The organism is Halorubrum californiense DSM 19288 (assembly GCF_000336875.1).
GTDB classification, from domain to species: Archaea; Halobacteriota; Halobacteria; order Halobacteriales; family Haloferacaceae; genus Halorubrum; species Halorubrum californiense.
Genome location: NZ_AOJK01000025.1, coordinates 91,818 through 112,974, shown reverse-complemented (window position 1 = coordinate 112,974; position 21,157 = coordinate 91,818). Strand labels below are relative to the sequence as shown.

The window sequence follows — 21,157 nt, the reverse complement described above, 5'->3', positions numbered from 1 at the left end:
GACCGCCCGACGGCTGTCGGGACCGTTAAGTGGTCGTCGGGGGTAGCCGAAGGCGTGATACGGAGGCTCCGACGCGCGAGCGTCTTCGCCGCGGTGGCCGCGCTCGCGGTCCTCGCGCCGTCGCTCGACACCGCCGCCGCCGTCCCCTTCTTCGCCGTCGCCGGCGCGGCCTTCTTCGGCGTCCGCGACGGGGAGTGGTTCGAGACGCTCGCGTTACCCGGCGACCGCGAGGCGGAGCGCCTCTACGGGCTCGTCTCCTTCGCGCTCGCCGGCGCGGGCCTCGCGCTGTTCGCCTCGCTGCCACGCGCGCCGCTCCCGTACGAGGCGTTCGCGGCCGCGACGCTCGCGGTCGGCGTCGGCCGCCTCGGTCGAACGCTCGTCTCCCGGCGGACGACCGACGAGTTCCCGCTCGTCGCGGGTTACGTCGTCGCCGGAACGGCCGCCGCCCTCGCCGGACAGATCGCGGTGCGGCTCCAGACCGGCGCCCCCGTCGACGCGGAGACGGTCCCCGTCCTCGTCTTCCTCGCCGCGGCGGCCGCGCTGACGGCCGCGCTCGTCCGTTCGCTGGTGTTCTCTCGGGACGCGCACATCACGACGATTCTCGTCGCGTTCGTGACGTGGGGGTTCCTCGTCCTGAATCCGACCGTCGACGCCCCGCTCATCGTCGTCGGCCTCGCGGTGACCGGCGCGCTCGGCTACGTCTCCTTCGCCATCGGCACCGCCTCGGTCGCCGGGATGCTCACCGGCGTCGTCTCGGCGCTGCTCGCGGTGGTCCTCGGCGGCGTCGGCTGGTTCCTCACGCTGATGTCCTTCTACGCGATCGGCGGCCTCGCCTCGAAGTACCGGTTCGACGAGAAGGCGGCCCGGGGGGTCGCCCAAGAGAACGAGGGGGCCCGCGGCACCGGCAACGTGCTGGCGAACTCCGCGGTCGCGCTCGCGGCGGTGGTCGGCTACGCGACCGCGCCGCACCTCGCCGTCCCGGCCGCGCCCTTCGGCTTCGCGTTCGCGGGCGCGACGGCGACCGCGATGGCAGACACGCTCTCCTCCGAGATCGGCGGCCTCTTCGACGGCCCGCGGCTGGTGACGACGCTCCGCCGCGTCGAACCGGGCACCGACGGCGCGATCACTTGGCAGGGCGAACTCGCCGGCCTCTCCGGCGCCCTGCTCGTCGGCGCCCTCGCCGCGGGCGGGACACCCCTCCTCGACCCGGTCGTCCCGGGCGGCGTCGCGGCGGGCGGCGCGGTCGTCGCCGCGGGCGTCGCCGGGATGACCGTCGACAGCCTCCTCGGCGCCCTGATCGAGGGAGACCGGATCGGCAACCAGACCGTGAATTTCCTCGCGACGCTGGGCGGCGGGGTCGTCGCCGTCGCCCTCTGGGCGGTGGTGTGAGTGCCGGGCGAAGACCACCCCGACACCGGGGACGGTTCCGGCTCCCGAGTCCGCCCCGGGCGCCCCGCCGACGCCGACCGGATCCGCGACCTCCAGTCGCACCTCCGGCAGCCGAGTCCGGACCTGTTGGAGTACGGGCTCGCGGTGGGCGCCGCCCGCGTGAGCGTCGCCGACGGCCGCGTCGTCGGCTACCTGCTCCCGGTGGACGCGCCGAACCGGCCGGGCGTTCACCTCGCCGAACTGGTCGTCGCGCCCGGTTTCCGGCGCGAGGGGCGCGCGAGCGGGCTCCTCCGCGCCGCGATCGCGGACGCCGACGGGCCGGTGACGCTCCAGGCGCACCCGGACAACGACGCGGCGCTCTCGCTGTACGAGTCGCTCGGCTTCGAGGTCGTCGAGCGGCGGCCGGACGCGTACGCCGACGGCGACGGGATCCTGTTGCGACGCGTCCCGTAGCGGCTCGCCGTCGACGCTCCCGCGCGGTGACCGCAGGCACAAGGACTATTCGAGCGCCACGCCTCCGGACAGCCATGAGTGACGCCGACGCGGAGGCCGAGCCGATCGACGTCGACTTCGGCGACGACGGGCTGGTGCCGGCCGTCGCCCAAGACGCCGACTCCGGCGAGGTGTTGATGCTCGCGTACGTCTCGCCCGAGGCGCTCTCGCGCACCCGCGAGACCGGCGAGGCCCACTACTACTCCCGGTCCCGCGAGGAGCTGTGGCACAAGGGGGCCACCTCGGGGCACACCCAGTCGGTCCGCGAGGTCCGGGTCGACTGCGACGCAGACACCCTCCTGTACCTCGTCGACCAGGCGGGCGGCGCCTGCCACACCGGCCACCGCTCGTGCTTCCACCGGACGATCGACGGCGAGCACGTCGGCGAGCGCGTCTTCGACCCCGACGAGGTGTACTGACCATGGCCGAGGCCGTCGCAGCGAGCGACGACGTCGACCCCGTGGCCGCGGCCGGGGAGGCGGCCGCGCGGCTCCGCGAGCGTTATGACGAGCTCCGCCGGATCGAGTCGCGGATCGACGACCGCGGCCGCGACCGCGTCGAGGCGGCAGCGGACGCGTATCGCCGCGCGCAGCGCATCCTCGACCGGTTCGAGGAGGACGCGGTCGGCTCCGGCGACTTCGAGTCGTACGTCCGGTTCCGGGGCGAGTTCGGCGACGCGGTCGACGTCGACGACGACATGCCCGCCGCGGACGCGTTCGAGGCGGCGGACGAGGCGGTCGACAAGCGGCGGCTCTCCGAGGAGGACTTCGCGGCCGCCCGCGAGGCGCTGGAGCCGGCGGGGGAGTTCGTCGACCTGTTGGAGGCGTACGACGACGCGGTCGACGACTACCGGGCCGGCCGGAAGGCGGCCAAGGAGGCCCGCAAGCGGCTGGAATCGCGGCTCGACGAACTGCGCGAGGTCGCCGAGATGGCCGACGCCGACCTCGACGCCGACCTCGACCGCCTCCGCGACCCGATCGAGGCGTACGACGAGGGGATCCGAGAGGCGTTCCGGGAGTTCTTCAAGTCGACGTCCGCCCGCGAGGTGTTCGACTTCCTCGACCGGGCCGACGGGACGCCGTTCGTCGACGCCGACGTGCCCCCGACCGACCTCGCGGAGTACGTCGAGACCCACGCGGCCGGCGAGGAGCCGCCCGCGACGCTGTTGGAGTACGCGGACTACACGAACTCCAAGCTCGAACACTACGTCGACGACCCGGGAGCGCTCCGCACCGCGGTCGCGGTCCACCGGACGTACCTCGAACGCCTCGACGGCGAGCCGCTGACGCTCGACTGGCCGCCGAAGCCCGGCGACGAGCTCGCCTACGAAATCGACGAACTCGTCCCCCTCGTCGGCCGGATCGCGGACGACGACACGGTGGCGACCCTGCGCTCGGTCCGGGAGCTCGCCCGGAGCGACGAGTACGAGCGGCTCCGGCGCGGCGCCGAGGTGCGCCACGCGCTCGACGGCGACGACCTCGCGCTGATCGAGCGCGGCGAGGCGACCGAGCGGCTCGCCGAGGCCGAGGAGACGCTCTCGGTGGTCGACGACGTGCTGGCGGAAACGGAGCGAGAGTAGGTCCGACCCGGCGCGGTCTTTGGCGGCCTCGCCGCCGCGGAGTGCGGATTTTTAAGCCCCGTCGCGGCCGAGCGGTGGTATGACCCGATTCGACGCGGCCAGCGAGGACGAGCGGCTGAAGCTGTTCGCCGACGCCGCGGCCGCGCACCGCGCGCGCTCCGGCGACGTGATGACCGTCGACGTCGACCCCGACAGCGACGACACCGAGGGCGGCGAGGTGCCGCCGTGGATCCAGCTCGCCGGGACGGAGCTCATCATGGACTGTACCGACGAGGAGCTGGAACGCCTGAAGGCGCTCCTCGACGAGTTCCCCGAGTTCCGCATCGACGAACTCGTGAGCCCGGAGGAGGCAGAGGGGACGAACGCGGTCGTCACCGCGCGGTCGGACGCGAACCGCGTCGCCGGATTCGTCGAGCGCGCCTTCCGCGAGGTGTACGACCTCGACGGGGAGTACCGGGCGTGGGTGACGGCGATCTGAGGCGGGCGGTCGGCCGGGATGTCACCGGACGACTCGCCCGTCACCGACCGCGGGTCACTTCGCGAAGTAGCTCGTGAAGTAGCCCGAGAGGAAGGAGCTGATCGCGACCGCGAGGAGGAGGTCGGTCGTGTCGTGGTCGCCGTCGCCGGCGGTGAACCAGGTGACCGCGACGCCGATGCCGAGGGAAATGATGCCGTTCGCCGTGTCTTCTTTGAATCCCATACGCCCCGTTGGGGTCGGAGCGACAAAATCGATACGGCGAGCCTCAGTGGAAGCCGCGGTCGACGTCGTCGTCCTCGATCAGGTCGTCGAGCTCGCTGGTGAGCAGCTCCTCGGCCTCCTCGAAGGTGTCGGAGAGCTCGTCGAGCTCGTCGGGCCGGCCGTCGAACTCGTACTCCATCGGGCCGAACGCGGGCGACTCGACGGCCTCCATCACGTCCTCGAAGAGGTGGTCCGGGTCGGTCGGCGCCTCGGCGTGGACCCGCAGCGCCTCCGTGAGCCGGGTCGCCATCTCCTCGGCGTGGGCCTCGTCTTCGGGCGCCGACTGAACCGCGAACCGCCCGTCGCTGTCGGCGTCCGGGAGGAGCGGGTCGAGCCCGTCGTCGACTCGCCGGGCGACCTGCGCGCCGACGCCGCGGAGGTCGCGCGGGTTCTTCGCGTACGTCTTCAGGTGGTAGAGACCGATGCTCGGGTGGCCGAAGTAGAGGTCTTCGCCGAGGCCGCCGCGGCGGGAGCCGGCGACCGCGCGCCAGCCGTCGGGATCGGTCGCGTCGCTCGCGACGTCCGCGAGGATGTCGTCCCAGTCTCGTACGCGCATGTCGGTCGAGAGTTCGGGAACCCGAGCGCAAGAGCGTGTCGGTGCCGGCGGGGCCGACGGGCGTTCGCGCCGCGACCCGTCGGCGGCGCGCGTCGCCTGCCACCCCGCCCACCGACAGCGTTTTTCGGTGCCGCCGCCGAGCGGGGACGTGAACGTTCGGGGGCCAATCGTCTCCGTCGGGGAGGCGCGGACGGTGTCGACGTCGTACGGCGAGCGCGACCTTCGCGAGGTGCGGATCCGGCCCGACCGCGGCGCGGGCGACCCGGTCGACGTGACGCTGTGGGGGAAGTGGACGGAGACCGCCGAACACGCCGAGCCGGGGATGGAACTGCTCGTCACCGACCCCGAGGAAGACGAGTACCGCGGGGAGACGGGGTACGCGACGACCGACGAGTCGTGGGTCGTCCTCGAACCCGACTTCCTCGTCGACGTGACGGGGATCCGCTCGTGGGTCCAGTGCCCGCGGATGTACTACCTGAACAAGCTCTCGGGCGTCCCGCTCAACTACCCGGTCGTCAAGGGAACCATCGTCCACGAGGTGTTCGGCGACCTGCTCCGCGGGATGGAGCTGGAGGCCTCGGTCGAAGACCGCGTCGCGGAGGCCGGCCTCGAACTCGGCCTCCTCGGCTACGAGACCGCGGAGGTGGAAGACGAGGTGCGGCGCAACGCCGCCGCCGTCGAGGGGTGGCTCGCGCAGGGCACCCTGAGCGACGAGGACACGTGGCGCTCGGAGTTCTCCCTCATCTCGCCGACGTTCGGGCTGAAGGGGCGCGCGGACGCGCTCCGGCGCGGCACGCCGGTCGAGCTGAAGACGGGGAAGAACACCAAGCGGGAGCCGCGGTTCCACGACAAGGTCCAGGCCGCCTGCTACGCGCTGATGCTCGACGAGCGCGGCGTCGACCCGGACATCGGCACGCTGCTGTACACGAAGAACACCGCCCTCGACCGCAACGAGGAGTCGGGCGACCTCGCGCCCGCCAAGGAGTTCACGGTCGGGCGCGGCTTCCTGGAGTTCGTCGTCCGCGAGCGCAACGCCCTCGCCGCGATGGAGTGGCGCGGGCTCAACGACCCCGGCGAGCGTCCCACCGTCCCGACGGGGTACGAGGCGGACGCGACGTGTAGCTACTGCTTCGAGCAGGACACGTGTATGGTCGTCTCCGGTCGGCTCGACCAGGAGTCGAAGGCGGGACAGGTCGGGACGCCGGTGCCCGACGCGGAGCGCGACTACTTCGACCGGTTCTACGTCGCCCTCGAAGAGGAGCGCCGCGAGACCCACGCCGAGTACCGGAAGCTGTGGGAGCAGACCCCCGAGGAGCGCGCCGCGGACGACCGCGCGCTGATCGGCTTGGAGCCGGTCGCGCAGACCGAGATCGACGACGCCCGGTGGGAGTTGCGCGCCCGGAAGCCGGACGACGCCGTCTCGAAGCTCCGCGAGGGCGACGTGGCGCTCGCGAGCGACGACGACCCCGTCTCCGGCCACGCGGAACTCGGCCGCATCACCCAACTCGGGAGCGACGAGGTCGTCGTCGAGACGGACGAGCCGGTCGAACTGCGCCGCCTCGACGTCTATCCCTCGGAAATATCCGTCGACCGCTCGCTCACCGCGCTCCACGGCGCCGTGCTGAAGGGCGACCCCGACCGCAAGGGCGTGATCTTCGGCCGTCGGGAGCCCGAGTTCCGGGACCCGACCGAGCGACCGCCGGGCAGTCCGGGGACCGACGATCCGGACACGGACGCCTACATCGACAACAACGACGCCCAGAACGAGGCCGTCGAGCTCGCGGTCGACGCCGAGGACTGCGCGCTGATCCACGGCCCGCCGGGCACGGGGAAGACGTACACCATCGCCCGGACGATCCGCGCGCTGGTCGCGGAGGGCAACCGCGTGCTGCTGTCGGCGTTCACGAACCGCGCGGTCGATAACGCGCTCGAAGCCCTGCGCGACCAGGGGTTCGACGAGGTGCTTCGGGTCGGGACCGAAACCGGCGTCCGCGAGGACATGCTGGACGTGCGGCTCGTCCAGCGCGGCGAGCCGAACGCGAAGGCGGCCGAGCTTCGCGAGGCGCCGGTCGTCGCCGCCACGACCGCGGCCTGCGGCTCCCGGGTCATGCGCGAGTGCGAGTTCGACGTGGCCCTCGTCGACGAGGCCTCCCAGCTCACGGAGCCGGGGACCCACGCCGCGATCAACCGCGCGGACCGGTTCGTGCTCGTCGGCGACCACGAGCAGCTTCCACCGGTCGTGCGCGCCGAGAACGACCTCCAGACCTCGCTCTTCCAGCGCCTCATCGAGGAATACCCCGACGCGAGCGTGATGCTCGACCGCCAGTACCGGATGAGCCAGCGGATACAGGCGTTCGCCTCGACGGAGTTCTACGACGGCGCGCTCCGCCCTGCGACCCCCGAGGTGGCCGGGCAGACGCTCGCGGACCTCGGCGTCGACCCCGACGCGCTCGCGCCCGACCTGACCGGCTGCGTGGGGTTCGTCGACCCGGACGGCGAGCGCGACGGCAACCGAAACGTGCGCGAGGCGGAACGCGTCGCCGCGATCGTCGACGCCTACGTCGCCGCGGGCGTCGAGCCGGACGACATCGGCGTGATCGCGCCGTTCCGCGCGCAGGTCGCGGAGATCGGTCGCCGGACCGACGTGACGGTCGACACCGTCGACCGCTTCCAAGGCTCCTCGAAGGAGGTGATCGTCGTGTCCTTGGTCGCGACCGGCGACCTCGACGGGCCCATCTTCGAGGACCACCGGCGGATGAACGTCGCGCTCACGCGGGCGAAAAAGCAGCTGACGCTGGTGGGAGACGCCGACGCGCTCGGCACGGACCCCTTCTACGCGCGGATGCTCGACTGGGCGCGGCGGTGAGCCCGGAAGCGCGACGCGGGGGCCGGCTGGGCTACGCTACGACTCGTCCGCGTCGGTGACGATCCCCGGCTCCTTGCTCGCGATCACGACGATCCGGTCGGTGAGGTCCTCGATCGTGTTCGCGAGTTCGTCCAGCAGGATCGCGAGCTCCCGGTAGACGAGCGGCTGGTCGATCGCGCCGTCGGCGAAGGCCGTCTCGATGGCGTCGTTGCGGAGGTCGTCGCACTCGCTTTCGAGGGCGCGGATCGAGTCGATTCCCTCGGCGAGCGTCTCGGTGGCGTCGGCGCGCGCGAGCCCCCTGACGAACCCCGCGACCACGTCGCCGAGGACCGCGGTCATCTCGGCGATCCGCGTCGCCATCTCCCGCATGTCGGCGAACGGTTCGACGCCCGCGTCGGGGCGCATCATCGCCACCTCCTGGACGATCCGCTCGGTGTGGTTCGCGACCACGTCGAGCTCGTTGTAGAAGTCGAGCAGCGCGGACTCGTTGAAGTTGATCCGCGTGTTCAGCAGGCCGATGTCGTCGGGTCCGGCGTCGGTGATGAGCGCCGTGAGCCCGCGGACGAGCTCGTCGCACTCGCTCTCGACGGCGGCTATCTCGTCGACCGTCTCGTCGTACGCGCCCTCGCTCGCGTACTCGTCGAGCGCCCGCGGGAGGAGGGCGACGCAGTCGTCGATCCGGTCGAGGTACGCGACGGTCTGCGTCTCCAACCGTTCCCCGAAGTTAGCATCGGTGGACATGCGCGAATCCACGCGCGTCGGCGGTAAAGAGGTTCCCTCGCGTGTCGTCGATCGTGAGGGTCCGACGGTCGCTACCATCGGTTCTCGGGACCGCGCCCTACAGCGCGTCGACGGCGTCGAGCGCCGCCTCGATATCGGGGACGTCGAACCACTCGCGGTCGGTGTACGCGTTCGTCCCGGCCGCGTACAGGTCCGAAACGGCGTCGACGACCGCAGGCGGGAGCGGGTCGGGGTCGGGGTCGCAGAGCTCGCGCCAGTCGTCCGTCTCGCGGCCCGCGACCGACTCCTTCGCCTCTTTGACGGCCGCGACCCAGTCCGGGTCGTTCGCCTTGTACCACTGGCGGACGACTTCCTTCGAGATCCCGCGGCCGCCGTAGGAGAACCGGTTCTCGTCGAAGGTGCCGACCACGTCGGCGACGCGGAGCTCGCCGTCGACGTAGAGGCACTCGATCTTGCCGTCCTCGTGGACGAACCCCGCCGCCGCGGCGCGCTCGGTGACGACGCGGTTCACGTCGCGCGCGAGCGATTCGAGCGCGTCGACGTCGGCGACGCCAGCGACCTCCTCGGCCTCGGCGCGGGAGAGGTACCGGTCCTGCTGTTCGTACTTCGTCGAGAACTCCACGACCGGCTCCGGGAGGTCGACCGGCTCGGCGGGCCACTCGCCGTGGGCGAGGTCGTCGAGGCCGAAGTCCGCGGGGTCCCGGCGGCGCCGGAGGCTGGACCCCACGGGGACCCGGTTGCGGAAGACGACCTCTAGGGGCACGAGGTAGTTCTCGCCGCCCGCGGCGTGGAAGGCGTCGTAATCGTAGCCGGCGTGGGGCCCCTCGTACGGGAGGTCCGGCACCTGCGTCAGGTCGATGGCCATCTCCGTCGGCGGGGCGGTCGCCTCGTCGAGCGGGACGATATCACCGGGGTCGGCGTCTGCGACCCCTCGGTAGTGGGTCGGGACGCCCTCGGCTTCCAGCAGTTCGAAGTTGAACGCGCCCATCGCACAGAGGCTCGCCCCCTTGTTCGGGATCGCGTCGGGCATCTGCCCCCAGTCGAACACCGAGTAGGCGTCCGTGAAGACGAACCGCCCCCGACCGAGCCCGTCGGCGGTCGCCGGCTCGTCGACGCGGAACTCCTTGACGCTCGTCATGCGTCACACCGCGACCGCCTCCCACATGAAGCTTTCAGTTACGTGGTCACCTCGCCCGATTTCGGATCGATTTGATCCACGTCTGAGGATCGATTTTCGGCTCCAGCGCGGATCCGAGGGGTCGACCGCGGGGCGCTCGCATCGAAAGCGACACCCGGGTCGGCCTCCCAGCCCGTGGCATGAACGAGACGCGCGAGGTCGTCGTCCTCCGGTACGGCCACCGGCCGGGGCGCGACGACCGCATGACGACGCACGTCGGCCTCACGGCGCGGGCGCTCGGGGCCGACCGGGTGATCTTCCCCGACAACGCCGGGCAGTCCGCCGAGACGGTCCGCGACATCACCGGCCGGTTCGGCGGGCCGTTCGCGGTCGAACTGCGCGAGGACCAGAAGGCGATCGTCCGGGACTTCGAGGGGGTCGTCGTCCACCTCACGATGTACGGCGAGCAGGTTCAGGACGTGGCGGGAGCGATCCGCGAGGCGGTCGGTCTCGACGAGCCGGACGTACTCGGGGAGGCGTCGGCGCCGCGCGACCTCCTCGTCGTGGTCGGCGGCGAGAAGGTGCCGTGGGCGCTGTACGAGCGCGCCGACTTCAACGTGGGCGTGACGAACCAGCCGCACTCGGAGGTCGCGGGGCTCGCCGTCTTCCTCGACCGCCTGTTCGACGGGGCGGAACTGGACCGCGAGTGGGCGGACGCCGACCGGCGCGTCGTGCCGGAGGCGACCGGCAAGACGGTGGTCGACGCGGACGGAGACTCGGAAGGGACTCGCGGGGACTCGGAAGGAGATGGCGAGGACTCGGAAGGAGATGGCGAGGACTCGGAAGGAGATGGCGAGGACGAGAGCGACGAGCCCGACGACCGCGACTGAGCCGCCCCTAATCGACTACTCGTCGCTGTCGCCGCCCTCCGCCCGGCGCACCGCGTCCCGCTCGACGACCTCCGGCGTCCCGCTCAGGATGCCGCGGAGCCCGGACATCGGCTCGCCGACCGTGATCCCGTGTTCCGTGATCTTGAACTCGCGGATCGTCCGCTCGAAGTCGCTCGTTCGCTTCTTCAGGACCCCGATCGCCTTGCGGAGTTCGCCGCCGACCTCCAAGTGCCGGAGGAAGACGATGTTGTCGGCGAGGTAGCTGATGTTCTCCATCGTCGCGTGGAACTCCCCGGTGACGTTCCGCGTCTCGTCGATGAAGACGCCGGTGACGCCGGCGTTCTTGAGGTAGCGACCGAGCGCGTGCATCTGCTGGAGCATCTGCTCGTCCTCGCCCCGCAGCGTCAGCCGATAGCCGGCGATGCCGTCGATCATGACGATGTCGGCCCCCTCCCCTTCGACCTCGTCGCGGACCATCCGCGCGAACTCCTGCGGCGACCGCTCCAGCGCCTCCACCTCCGTCACCTGAAGCGTCCCCTTCTCCAGCATCTCGTCGACGGGGATGTTGACCGCCCGCGACCGGGCGAGAAACGTCTCCCGGTTCTCCTCGAACAGGTAGATCACGGAGCGCTCCCCGCGGCCAGCGGCCTCCTTCATGAACTGCGTGCTGAGGGTCGTCTTCCCCACGCCGGTCGGGCCGCTCACGATGGTGACCGTGCCGCGCTCGATCCCGCCGTGGAGCAACTCGTCTATCTCGGGGATCCCCGACGAGACCTGCTCGAACGTCAGGTCCGTCTCGCGCGTGCCGGGCTGGAGCGCGGGGAACACCTCCATTCCCGCGTCGGTGATCCGGTAGGCGTGGTCCCCGCTCTGGGTCGACGACCCCCGGAACTTGGGGACGCTGACCGTCTTGCCGTACGCCCCCGCGTCGAGCCGGATCGTCCCGTCCGTGATGAACTCGAGGTCGTCGGTCGGCAGCGACGGCGTGTTCTGGACGGTGAACAGCACCGTCGCCCCCCTGTCTTTCAGGAATCGCATGAACCCGACCACCTGCTTCCGGAACTGGTAGTCGTCGGAGAGGAGAAAACGGAGCTGCGTCAGCGGGTCGACGACGACCCGGTCGGGGTCGACCGCCGTCACGCCCTCGACGATCCGGTCGGTCAGCGGCTCGCGTTCGACCTCCGAGGGCGCGAACACCTCGTACGACTCGTCCTCGACGAACGCGTCCGCGCCGGGGCTCAGGTCGAGGAACTCGATGGCGTCGGTGTCGAAGCCGAGCGAGTCGGCGTTCGCCTTCAGGTCGCGGAGATCCTCTTCGAGGTTGATGAACAGCGCCGTCTCGCCCTCCTCGATCCCCCGCTGGAGGAAGTGGAACCCCAGAATGGTCTTCCCGCTCCCGGCCTGTCCGCGGACCATGTAGCTCCGCGTCGGGACGAGCCCCCCGGACAACACTTCGTCGAGACCGTCGACGCCGGTCGATACTCGATCAGATAGCGACGTTGTCATACCGTGGTACTCGGCCGCGACCGTGATATATATGGGGTAGTTCTTAGTGCGTCCCCCCCTTCAGTTACATCGAGATGGACTCGAAGCCGGACGCGGAGTCCAGCGGCGGCGAGGCCGCGGGCCGCCCCGAAGCGAGCGCGGCCGCGGACCCCGTCGAGGGCGCCGGGGGCGCGTCCCGGACCGCGCGGGAGCCGGACGACCATCGCGCGACGGTCCTCCTCCTGATGGACGACGACCGCGACCGCGAACTCCTGTCCGAAGCGCTCTCCGAGCGATACGCCGTCCGGACCGGCGCTTCACCGGACGCGCTGGAGAGCGAGTTCGACTGCTGTCTCCTCGACGCCGGGGCCTTCGAGGCCGCTGCGGACGCGGTCGACGCCCGGCGCGGACGCGCCGACCCCGCGTTCCTCCCGTTCGTGCTGCTGGTGAGCGAGGGGTCGCGGGCCGATCTCGGCCACGCCGCGTGGGAGCGCGTCGACGACGTCGTCGAGCTCCCGGTCGGACGCCGCGCGCTCGTGACGCGCGTCTCGAACCTGATCGAGCGGCGGCGGACGTCGCTTCGGTTCCGCCGGACCGTCGCGGAACTGCGGCGCAAAGAGCGGGCGATGGACGAGGCGCCCGTCGGGATCACCCTCGCGCGGGCGGGCGACGGCGACGACAACCCCCTGATATACCACAACGAGCGGTTCGAGGAGGTGACCGGCTACGGCGACGAGGTGCTCGGTGAGGACTGCCGGTTCCTCCAAGGGCCGGACACGGGCGATGAGCCCCGGGCGAGGATACGGCGGGCGCTCGACGAGGACCGGCCGGTCGAGGTCGACATCCTCAACTACCGGGCGAACGGCCAGAAGTTCTGGAACCGGCTCTCCATCGCGCCGCTGCGCGACGCGGCAGGCGAGGTGACGGGCTACGTCGGGTTCCAGTCGGAGATCACGGAACGGAAGATCCGTGAGCGGCGGCTGGAGGTGATGGGCCGGGTACTCAACCACAACCTTCGGAACAAGATGAACCTTATCGAGGGGTACACCGACCTCCTCCAAGGCGACCCCGACGAGGAGTCGCGGCGGCGGTCGCTGGACATCATCTCCGAGACGGCCGCGGACCTCATCAGTATTGCCTCCACCGTCCAGACCGTCGACGAGACGGTCTCCGCGCCCGGGCTCGACGACCCGATCAACCTCCGGGACGAACTGGTCGAGCTCCGAGACCGGCTCCGCAGCCGCTACCCGGACGCAGAGGTGGCCCTGTCGCTCCCCGATGACGGACCGATCGAGACGACCGCCGTGGGCCTGCCCGTCGCCGTCTCCGAGGCGGCCGAGAACGCGGTGAAGCACAACGACGCGGCGACGCCGTCGGTCGTGGTGCGCGTCGAGCGCCGTCCGCCGGAGTGGATCGCGATCGAGGTCGAGGACGACGGGCCCGGGATCCCGGACCACGAGACGCAGGTGCTGGAGGCTGGCGAGACCTCGCTGACCCACGCGGACCGGCTCGGCATCTGGCTCATGTACTGGGTCGTCGCCAAGGCGGGCGGCGAGTTCGACATCGACACCGACGCTGAGGGGACGACGGTCCGTCTGGAAGTCCCGGTGCGGCCCTGAGTCGGCCGATGCTCCGAGCCGCTTCTCCTACAGCGCCCGCTTCGAACGGAGGCGCGCGAGCCGCGTCCGGGCCTCCTGCCGGCTCGTCCCGCGAACCCGCCCCGTCTCGGCGTCGGCCATGGAAACGAGGGAGAGCCGGTCGAGGAGCGGGGGCCAGTCGCCGGCGCCCGCGGCGTCGCTGGCGAACGCGACCGCGTTGCCGAGCCCCTCGCGGTCCTCGCTCCCGACCCGCGAGACCAGCGCGTCCGCGGCCCGCCGCCCGCCCGCGATGGAGAACCGATCGCCGACCGTTGCGGGGATCCACGCGGGGAGGAGCAGCAGCCAGCACAGGACGCCGGCGGCCGCGTACGCCCACGACGGGACGCGCTCGCGGTCCGGCTCGTACCCGTGGATCCGGTTGACGCGCCGGTCGGCGGCGGTGCGGTCGCCGCGGCGCCCCACGAGCAGGGTCGCGAGCAGCGCCGCGGTCTCGACGGCCGCCAGCGCCGGGAGCGTCGCCGTCGTGAGCAGCGCCTGCCGCGTCCGGAGCCTGACGAGGGCGTGGCGCAGCGCGGCGTCGCGGTCGGCCTTCGGGAGGGCGAGCAGCCGCGTGGAGACCACCAGCCGCGACCCGCGGTAGCCGTCCGCGACGGCGACGTTCGCGGCGTCGGCGCGGACCGCGGTGATCTCCGGCGCGTCGACGCCGACCTCGCCCGCGAGCGCCTCGACGCGGTCGGCGACGAAGTCGGCGCGGCGGTCGTCGAGGTCGGCGCGGGGGAGCCGCGCGATCCGCCGGTCGACGAGGACCGGGCCGAGGAGCGCGGCGGCGGCCGGGCCGACGAGGACGGCCGCGAGCAGTCCCCCGGACGCGCCGAGCGGGACGAGTCCGAGCCCGCCGGGGCCGAGCAGCGCGGCGAGCGGGACCAGCGGGACCGCCGCGAGCACCGCCGGAACCGCGAGGAGCGCGAGCGCCCCGAGCCCGCGTCGTCCCCGTCTGTCGACCGAGTCTGCCATACGGGCGAGTGTGAGCCACGGCGCGTAAAGCTCTGCCGGACCCGCGGGTCGGCCACGGGGGCGAAGGGGTGACCCTTCCGGATTCGAATGCGGTGCGCGACCGCGCCTTTCGGAGGTTTTAACCGGATTCCTCCACCAGTTTCCCGTAATGGCTTTTGAGGATCTACTGAACGACCCCGTCATCCAGAAGTACCTCCACGAGCTGGTGGGGCCGACGGGGATGCCGGTCGCGGCCGCGCCGCCCGACGGCGAGGTCACCGACGAGGAGCTGGCCGAGGAGCTGGGCCTGGAGCTCAACGACGTGCGGCGCGCGCTGTTCATCCTGTACGAGAACGACCTGGCGACGTACCGCCGCGTCCGCGACGAGGACTCCGGGTGGCTCACGTACCTGTGGACGTTCCACTACGACAACATCCCGGAGAACCTTCAGGAAGAGATGTACCGGCTGCTCGACGCCTTGGAGGAGCGCGAGGAGTACGAGCGCACCCACGAGTTCTACCTCTGTGAGGTGTGTTCGATCCGCTTCGAGTTCGGCGAGGCGATGGACTTCGGCTTCGAGTGCCCCGAGTGCGGCTCGCCGCTGGAGGCGATGGACAACGACCGGCTCCGCGACGCGATGGACCAGCGCATCGAGCGGCTCCGCGACGAACTCAACGTGGACGTGACCGGCTGATGGTCGTCCTCGCAACCAAGTGCTACGTGGAGGGCGACGCCCGCGAGCGCGCGCTCGACGGCATGAACTCGCTCGTGGCCAACGACGTCGGCGAACTCGACGTCGACTGGCAAGTGGGCGTCCGCGACGACGAGTTCGTCCAGATCGACGTGAGCGGGGAGGACGCACCGGTCGCGCGCAACGTCCTCGCGGAGACGTGGGGCGAAGTCGTCGCCCACGACGGCGGCCTCGAAGCGGGCGAGACGTACGTCGGCACCCTCGAATCGTGGGACGACGTCGGGTTCACGCTCGACGCCGGCGTCGACGTGTTCGTCCCGGCCGACGAACTCGGTCTCGGCGTCGGCTCGCCGCAACAGGTCGTCGAGCGGTTCGGGCTCGTCCAGCACCTCCCGATGCGGTTCGTCTACGGCGGCGACGCCGGCGACTCCGACGCGGAGCCGAGCCGGCTCGCCGACGCGGAGCGAGACCGCCTGTACGACTGGCAGCGCGGCGACGGCCGAGTGAACGTCAACTCGGCGACCCGCGGCGAGACGCGCGCGACGGTGAACCGCGCGGGCCACGCGCAGGACATCGTCACCGTCGAGCGGCTGGGACTCCTCGAACAGAGCATCGTCTGCGCCGAAGGGACCGACCCACCGGGGTTACTCGCCGCCATCGGCTCGTACCTCCCGGCCGAGATGCGCTGCGTCGTCTGAACCCATCCACACGTGAACAGACGCTTCGCGCTCGCGGTGGCGGCGGTCGCCCTCCTCGCGGTCAGCGCCGGCTGTCTCGGCTACGCGACCGGCGGCGGCGAGGTGACGAACGAGACCCTCGACGCCGAGCCGCCCCGCGAGTACGACTTCGACACGGACCGCGACGCCGCGTTCGACCTCTCGACGGACGTGACGTACACCGCCGTGTACGCGGTCCGCGACCGAGAGGAGATCCGGCTGTACGAGCAGACGCCGTACGCGGGCGACCAGCCGCTGGAGTTCGAGGCGTTCCGGTACCAGTACCCCGACGGCGAGGTGATCAACGGCAGCGAGTTCCGCGCCCGCGGCGGCGAAATCGAACAGACGACCGACGAGACGTGGATCCGCTTCGCGGACGACATGGCGGGCGGCAAGGCGGCGTTCTCGGGCGCCGGGTCGCCGCGCCGGTTCACGATGCGGGCGTACGTCGAGGGGTCGTACGCCGTGACGCTGCCGCCGGAGTTCAGCACCGAGGTGCCGATCGTCGGCCACGTGTCGCCGCGCGACCACAGCGTCGAGACGGTCGGCGACCGCGACCGGATCGTCTGGGAGGAGGTGTCGGGCGGCTCGATCGTCGTCCAGTCGTACCGCGAGGGCGACCTCGTGGTGTTCGGCGTCATCCTCGTCATCGCGGCGATCGCCGCGGTCGCCGGGACGGCCTACTTCCGGCGACAGCTGGAGGCGCTCCGCGAGCGCCGCCGCGACCTCGGCCTCGGCGTCTACGAGGACGACGAGGACGATGACGGGCTGCTCTGAGCGGCGGGACCGACCACCGTCGCCGCTCCGCCCGCCCGCGCCGCGGTCCTTTTTTACCGCGCGGCGCGTGCGTCCGGTATGAACGCTGCCGTCGTCACCGTCGGGGACGAACTCCTCGTCGGGGACACCGAGAACACGAACGCGACCTGGCTCTGTGACCGCCTCGACGCCCGCGGCGTCACGGTCCGGCGGGTGACCGTCGTGCCGGACGAGGTCGCCGAGATAGCGCGCGTAGTGAACGAATACCACGCCGAGTACGACGCGGTGGTCGTCACCGGCGGCCTCGGGCCGACGCACGACGACGTGACGATGGCGGCGGTCGCGGCCGCGTTCGGGCGCGACCTGACCGAGAACGAGGAGGCCGCCGCGTGGCTCGCCGAGCGCGGGTACAGCGGGAGCGACCTCGCGGCGGAGACGACGCACCTGCCCGCGGACTGCCGGCCGCTGCCGAACGAGGCCGGGGTCGCACCGGGCGCCGTCGTCGAGTCCGTCTATGTCCTGCCCGGCGTTCCGGGGGAGATGAAGGCGATGTTCGAAATAGTCGAAGCCGAGTTCGCGGGGACGCGCACCCACGTGCTCACCGTCGACGTCGACGAGCCGGAGAGCGCGCTGCTCGATCGGTTCGCGTCGCTGCGGGAGCGGTTCGACGTGCGCGTGGGCTCGTACCCGGGCGAGGTCGTGACGGTGAAGATCACCGCCGAGAGCGAGGCGGAGGCGGAACGCGCGGCGGCGTGGGTCCGCGAGCACGCGAACGCGGTCGAAGAGCGGTCCGCCTGAGATTCCGCGGAGGGCGGGAGGCCGGCAGTGGAGACGCGCGCTAACGGTACAGGTACGCGACCCACACGGCGACGAGCGCGAGGCTCGCGAGCAGGACCGCGCCCGCGGTCGCGCTGATCGGCAGCGGCTCCGTCACGGCGGCTTCGAGGATCATATCTCGGGGTTGTTCTGGGGGCATCTTAAGCGTTGATTCTCGGGCGGGCGCGCCTCGACGGGACGCGGCTCGCTTAAGAGGCCGGCGCGGTGAACGTCGGGCATGTACGTGGGGATCGTCGTGAACCCGGTCGCGGGCATGGGCGGCCGCGTCGGGCTGAAGGGAACCGATGGGAAGGTGGCCGAGGCGGTCGAGCGCGGCGCCGAGCCGCGGGCGCCGGAGCGAGCGAAGCGGATGGTCGACCGACTGGCCGCGGTCGCCCCGGACGCGGCCGTCTCGGTGGCCGCGGATCCGATGGGCGAATCCGTCGTCCGCGAGGCCGGCTTCGACCCGGTCCGCGTCGTCGACCCGTTCGGGGGCGAGGCGTCGGCGTCTGCGGCGCCCCCCGAGCCGACGGCGACGACCGCGGCCCACACCGCGGCGGTCGTCCGGGCGTTCGCTGGGACCGGCAGGGGCAAAGAGGGAGACGGAGGATCCGAAGCGGCCGACGACGACCCCGTCGACCTCGTCCTGTTCGTCGGCGGCGACGGGACCGCCGCGGACGTCGCGGACGCGCTGGAAGGGACCGACGTGCCGATGCTCGGCGTGCCCGCCGGCGTGAAGGTGTACTCGTCGGTGTTCGCGGTGTCGCCGGAGGACGTCGCCGGGGTCGCCGCGTCGTTCTCGCGGACCGAGCGCCGCGAGGTGATGGACATCGACGAGGACGCCTACCGAGAGGGCGAGGTGAACCCGACGCTCCGCGGCGTCGCGCACGTCCCCGTCGCGGACACCCTCCAGTCGTCGAAACAGACCGCGAGCGGGACCGTCGAGTCGCTGGCGGAGGGGGTCGCGGCCGACATCCGCGAGCGTGACGGCGAGGGGGTCACCTTCGTCCTCGGGCCGGGTTCGACCGTCGGCGCGATCAAGGACGAACTCGGCTTCGAGCCGTCGCCGATCGGCGTCGACGTCTGGCGCGACGGCGAGGTGATCGTCCGCGACGCGACGGAGGCGGAGATACTCGGCGCGCTCGGCGAGGAGAACGTGATCGTCGTCTCCCCCATCGGCGGGCAGGGGTTCGTCTTCGGCCGCGGCAATCCCCAGATCTCGCCGGAAGTGATCCGGCGCTGCGACCTCCGAGTCGTCGCGTCGCGCGCCAAACTCGACGACGTGCGCGCGCTCCGCGTCGACACCGACGACCCGGACCTCGACGACGAGCTGGCGGGCTGGGTCCGCGTCCGCGTCGGGAAGTTCGAGACGCGGATGATGAAGATCGTCTGACGCGGCCGCGGCGTCCGGCGGTCGGCCGGCGCGGACGCGACGGACAGGGCTTTGTCGCTGGCCGCGCCGGGAGTCGTATGGGACGCGAGAAGGAACGGATGCTGGCCGGCGAGGCGTACGATCCGTCGGCTCCCGAACTGGTCGCCGACCGCCGGCGCGCTCGGGACCGCTGCGGGCGGTACAACGAGACCGCCCAGACGGAGACCGACCGCCGGGATCGACTCCTTCGCGAACTGTTCGGGGCCGTCGAGGGCGACGCGACGGTGCTGCCGCCGTTCCACTGTGACTACGGCGAGAACATCGGCGTCGGCGACGACTTCTTCGCGAACTTCGGCTGCGTCTTCCTCGACGCCGGACCGATCGCGTTCGGCGAGAACTGTATGCTCGGGCCCGGCGTCCACGTCTACACCCCGACGCACCCGCTCGACCCCGAGGAGCGCGCGACCGGCCTTGAGTTCGGCGATCCGGTCACGGTCGGTGACGACGTCTGGGTCGGCGGGCGGGCCGTGATCACGCCCGGGGTCGAGATCGGCGACGGCGCGGTCGTCGCCGCGGGCGCAGTCGTGGTCGACGACGTGCCGGCGCGGACGGTGGTCGGCGGCAACCCGGCCGAAGTGATCCGAGAAATCGACGACGACGAGTGACCAGTTAACGAGTGATCGGTTACAGAGCGTCGAGCGCGTCGGCCACGGGGGACGCGACGCTGACGACGCTACAGCCGCGCTCGACGGTGTCGGTGCCGACGATCCGGTCGACGCCGGCGACGCTGAGCTTCGTCACCGCGTTGGCCGCGAGGACCGGGTGGACACAGGCGGTCAGCACCCGTGCGGCGCCGCGGTCGGTGAGGACCCCGACCGACTCGCTCATCGTCGATCCGGTCGCGATGATGTCGTCGACGACCACCACGTCTCGGTCGGCGACGGGCGCGTCGGAGGGCGACACAGCGACGGCACCCGTCTCGCGGTCGCGGTGCTTCTCGAAGTAGTCCGTCTCGCCGGCGCCGTACGCGTCGCGGAGGGTCGCGGCCGCGTCGATCGCCCCCTCGTCGGGCGCGAGGAAGAGCGGGTCGTCGAGGTCGGCCGGGAGCGGGTCCGCGAGGACGCCCGCGGCGTCGACCGCCTCGACGGGGACGTCGAAGAAGCCGGCGACGGTCGCCTCGTGGGGGTTGACGAGCAGGACGCGGTCGGTGCCGGTCGAGATCGCTCGCGCCATCGCGCGGGCGGAGACGGGCTCGCCGTCGCCGAAGGAGGCGTCTTGGCGCGCGTAGCCCATGTACGGGATCACCGTCGTCACGTCCGTCGCGCCGGCCTCGCGGACGGCGTCCTGAAGCTGGAGCAGTTCGACCCACGCCTCGTCAGCGTCGGTCGCGGCGACGATCACGGCCTCGTCGGCGTCGAAGTCGGGCACCGCGGCGAGCCCCTCTCCGTCGGGGAACCGGTCGTAGGTCGGGGTCGCGAGCGCCCGGTCCGTCTCCTCGGCGAGCGCGGCCGCGAGCTGCTGCGAGCTGGACCCGGGTACGATCATGGGCGACCGTTCCGCGGACTCCGGTAAACCAGTTTCCTTACCGCGCGGTGCCGTCGCGGCGCTTCCGCGGTCCGTCCCGTCGCCGCGCGCCACGCGAGCGCGACTCACACCGGCCCCACAGGGGCGGATATTTACGGGCGCGGCGGGTACGAGCGCCCAATGAGCGACACCGAAGCCGGCGCGCGCGTCGGACTCCCCTGTCCGTCGTGTTCGCCCGCCGAGCCGACCGTCCACGAGGTACTCAGCCCGGGCGGGCAGGCCACCGTCCGCTGCACCGAGTGCGACCACACCCACAAGACCGAGATCCCCGAGGAGGAGACCGTCGCCGTGACGATCGTCGTCTCGCAGGACGGCGACTCGTTCACGACGACGATGGACGTGCCCGTCGAGAGCGACGTCGGCACGGGGGAGGAGTTCGTCGTCGACACCGACGAGGCGCTGATGCAGGTGCGGATCACGGGGATCGAACTCGGGCCGGAGAACCGCGTCGAGGAGGCGGACATCACCGACGTGGAGACGCTGTGGACCCGCGCGGTCGACAACGTCGCGGTCCCGGTCACGCTCCACCCGAAGGACGGCGAGGCGGACCAGACGCGCTCGCTGCGCGTGAACGTCCCCGGCGACTACGAGTTCACTGTCGACGAGACCGTCGAGTTCGGCGAGGAGGAGTTCACCGTCGAGGGGCTCCAGATCCGCGAGGACGCGCCCGAGTACCGCCACGAGAAGCTCGACCACCCCGGCGACCTCGCCTACGCGAAGGACCTCAAGCGGGTGTACGCCCGCGACGAGACGCTCACCGCGTGGTCGGCCTGGTAG

At 71.7% G+C, this 21,157-nt stretch carries 22 protein-coding genes; 15 read left to right on the top strand and 7 right to left on the bottom strand.

Annotated elements, in window-relative coordinates:
- Positions 1-54: 54 nt before the first annotated feature.
- The 5 genes from C463_RS05525 to C463_RS05505 all read left to right on the top strand — a co-directional run bounded on the left by C463_RS05525 (position 55) and on the right by C463_RS05505 (position 3,938).
- Positions 55-1,389, top strand: coding sequence for a DUF92 domain-containing protein (locus C463_RS05525; RefSeq protein WP_008441798.1), 1,335 nt, complete (start codon positions 55-57; stop codon positions 1,387-1,389).
- Positions 1,390-1,842 carry a GNAT family N-acetyltransferase gene (locus C463_RS05520; protein ID WP_008441797.1) on the top strand — a complete coding sequence of 151 codons (453 nt, stop codon included), beginning with the start codon at positions 1,390-1,392 and terminating at the stop codon, positions 1,840-1,842.
- Between the two features lie 74 nt (positions 1,843-1,916).
- Positions 1,917-2,300, top strand: coding sequence for a phosphoribosyl-AMP cyclohydrolase (gene hisI / locus C463_RS05515; protein WP_008441796.1), 384 nt, complete (start codon positions 1,917-1,919; stop codon positions 2,298-2,300).
- A 2-nt stretch (positions 2,301-2,302) separates the two neighbouring features.
- Entirely contained in the window at positions 2,303-3,460 is a 1,158-nt protein-coding gene (locus C463_RS05510) for a DUF7118 family protein (RefSeq protein WP_008441795.1), read from the top strand.
- Positions 3,461-3,539: 79 nt separating this feature from the next.
- Entirely contained in the window at positions 3,540-3,938 is a 399-nt protein-coding gene (locus C463_RS05505) for a hypothetical protein (protein WP_008441794.1), read from the top strand.
- A 54-nt stretch (positions 3,939-3,992) separates the two neighbouring features.
- Here the strand turns inward: C463_RS05505 and C463_RS19155 are convergent, their stop codons facing one another.
- Both C463_RS19155 and C463_RS05500 read right to left on the bottom strand, forming a co-directional pair.
- Positions 3,993-4,160 carry a hypothetical protein gene (locus C463_RS19155; RefSeq protein WP_008441793.1) on the bottom strand — a complete coding sequence of 56 codons (168 nt, stop codon included), beginning with the start codon at positions 4,158-4,160 and terminating at the stop codon, positions 3,993-3,995.
- A gap of 43 nt (positions 4,161-4,203) precedes the next feature.
- Positions 4,204-4,755: a hypothetical protein gene (locus tag C463_RS05500; RefSeq protein WP_008441792.1), complete on the bottom strand. Its 552-nt coding sequence runs from the start codon at positions 4,753-4,755 to the stop codon at positions 4,204-4,206.
- A 148-nt stretch (positions 4,756-4,903) separates the two neighbouring features.
- Here C463_RS05500 and C463_RS05495 point away from each other — a divergent pair, with 148 nt between their 5' ends.
- The gene (locus tag C463_RS05495; protein ID WP_008441791.1) at positions 4,904-7,621 is read left to right on the top strand and encodes an AAA domain-containing protein; all 2,718 of its coding nucleotides are present in this window, start codon (positions 4,904-4,906) and stop codon (positions 7,619-7,621) included.
- 36 nt (positions 7,622-7,657) lie between these two features.
- Here the strand turns inward: C463_RS05495 and C463_RS05490 are convergent, their stop codons facing one another.
- Positions 7,658-8,362 carry a DUF47 domain-containing protein gene (locus C463_RS05490; protein ID WP_008441789.1) on the bottom strand — a complete coding sequence of 235 codons (705 nt, stop codon included), beginning with the start codon at positions 8,360-8,362 and terminating at the stop codon, positions 7,658-7,660.
- A 97-nt stretch (positions 8,363-8,459) separates the two neighbouring features.
- Entirely contained in the window at positions 8,460-9,500 is a 1,041-nt protein-coding gene (locus C463_RS05485) for a phosphoribosylaminoimidazolesuccinocarboxamide synthase (RefSeq protein WP_008441787.1), read from the bottom strand.
- Positions 9,501-9,679: 179 nt separating this feature from the next.
- On the opposite strand from C463_RS05485, the gene C463_RS05480 reads away from it, so the two are divergent.
- Positions 9,680-10,369 (top strand): tRNA (cytidine(56)-2'-O)-methyltransferase, encoded by a 690-nt coding sequence (locus tag C463_RS05480; RefSeq protein WP_008441785.1) that lies wholly within the window; start codon positions 9,680-9,682, stop codon positions 10,367-10,369.
- 15 nt (positions 10,370-10,384) lie between these two features.
- On the opposite strand, the gene C463_RS05475 is transcribed toward C463_RS05480, so the two are convergent.
- Positions 10,385-11,875 carry an ATPase domain-containing protein gene (locus C463_RS05475; protein ID WP_008441782.1) on the bottom strand — a complete coding sequence of 497 codons (1,491 nt, stop codon included), beginning with the start codon at positions 11,873-11,875 and terminating at the stop codon, positions 10,385-10,387.
- A 74-nt stretch (positions 11,876-11,949) separates the two neighbouring features.
- Here C463_RS05475 and C463_RS05470 point away from each other — a divergent pair, with 74 nt between their 5' ends.
- Entirely contained in the window at positions 11,950-13,473 is a 1,524-nt protein-coding gene (locus C463_RS05470; protein WP_008441781.1) for a PAS domain-containing protein, read from the top strand.
- Between the two features lie 27 nt (positions 13,474-13,500).
- Here C463_RS05470 and C463_RS05465 read toward each other — a convergent pair whose 3' ends face one another.
- Positions 13,501-14,466, bottom strand: a complete 966-nt coding sequence (locus C463_RS05465) for a hypothetical protein (protein ID WP_008441780.1) — start codon at positions 14,464-14,466, stop codon at positions 13,501-13,503.
- Positions 14,467-14,614: 148 nt separating this feature from the next.
- Here C463_RS05465 and C463_RS05460 point away from each other — a divergent pair, with 148 nt between their 5' ends.
- From C463_RS05460 to C463_RS05435, 6 genes are all read left to right on the top strand, one after another.
- Positions 14,615-15,139: a transcription factor TFIIE subunit alpha gene (locus C463_RS05460; protein ID WP_008441779.1), complete on the top strand. Its 525-nt coding sequence runs from the start codon at positions 14,615-14,617 to the stop codon at positions 15,137-15,139.
- Entirely contained in the window at positions 15,139-15,834 is a 696-nt protein-coding gene (locus tag C463_RS05455) for a DUF2110 family protein (protein WP_008441778.1), read from the top strand. Before C463_RS05460 ends, C463_RS05455 begins: the two co-directional genes overlap by 1 nt.
- Positions 15,835-15,846: 12 nt before the next feature.
- Entirely contained in the window at positions 15,847-16,629 is a 783-nt protein-coding gene (locus tag C463_RS05450) for a DUF5803 family protein (protein WP_008441777.1), read from the top strand.
- A gap of 78 nt (positions 16,630-16,707) precedes the next feature.
- Entirely contained in the window at positions 16,708-17,406 is a 699-nt protein-coding gene (locus C463_RS05445; protein ID WP_008441776.1) for a competence/damage-inducible protein A, read from the top strand.
- Positions 17,407-17,662: 256 nt separating this feature from the next.
- Positions 17,663-18,817: an ATP-NAD kinase family protein gene (locus C463_RS05440; RefSeq protein WP_008441775.1), complete on the top strand. Its 1,155-nt coding sequence runs from the start codon at positions 17,663-17,665 to the stop codon at positions 18,815-18,817.
- A 77-nt stretch (positions 18,818-18,894) separates the two neighbouring features.
- Positions 18,895-19,461, top strand: a complete 567-nt coding sequence (locus C463_RS05435; protein ID WP_008441774.1) for a maltose acetyltransferase domain-containing protein — start codon at positions 18,895-18,897, stop codon at positions 19,459-19,461.
- Between the two features lie 19 nt (positions 19,462-19,480).
- Here C463_RS05435 and prs read toward each other — a convergent pair whose 3' ends face one another.
- On the bottom strand, positions 19,481-20,341 hold the full coding sequence (gene prs / locus C463_RS05430) for a ribose-phosphate diphosphokinase (RefSeq protein ID WP_008441772.1): 861 nt from the start codon (positions 20,339-20,341) through the stop codon (positions 19,481-19,483).
- A gap of 159 nt (positions 20,342-20,500) precedes the next feature.
- On the opposite strand from prs, the gene C463_RS05425 reads away from it, so the two are divergent.
- The gene (locus C463_RS05425) at positions 20,501-21,157 is read left to right on the top strand and encodes an HVO_0476 family zinc finger protein (RefSeq protein ID WP_008441771.1); all 657 of its coding nucleotides are present in this window, start codon (positions 20,501-20,503) and stop codon (positions 21,155-21,157) included.